This is a genomic window from Rhodococcus sp. PAE-6 (assembly GCF_025290685.1).
Classification (GTDB): Bacteria; Actinomycetota; Actinomycetes; order Mycobacteriales; family Mycobacteriaceae; genus Rhodococcus; species Rhodococcus pyridinivorans.
Genome location: NZ_JAOCLZ010000117.1, coordinates 1 through 284 on the forward strand (window position 1 = coordinate 1; position 284 = coordinate 284).

The window sequence follows — 284 nt, forward strand, 5'->3', positions numbered from 1 at the left end:
TCGGCGTAGGCCGCGAGGTCGTCGACGAGATAGAGCGCGAAGCGGGCCTTGTCGGCGTCGTGCTCGATCAGGGGTTCGGTGCCGTCGATGTTCTGCGTCATGATGTCACCGTACTCGGGGCGTGCTCTGGCGGAGTGTCGACGACGATCGCGTCGTCGTCGGTCAACGCCACGTGCTCGACGCCGTGCTCGCGCAGGTACCGCAGGGTCCGCTGTATCCCGTCGTCGGCCAGCAGCGAGTCGCCGGCGTGCGGCACGAGCGCGTGCTCGACCCAGCCGAGTCCG

Annotated in this window: 1 pseudogene; it reads right to left on the bottom strand. The window is 69.0% G+C overall.

Annotated elements, in window-relative coordinates:
• Window positions 1-97: 97 nt before the first annotated feature.
• Window positions 98-284, bottom strand: a pseudogene (locus NVV99_RS26470) (peptidase); the annotation flags it as partial.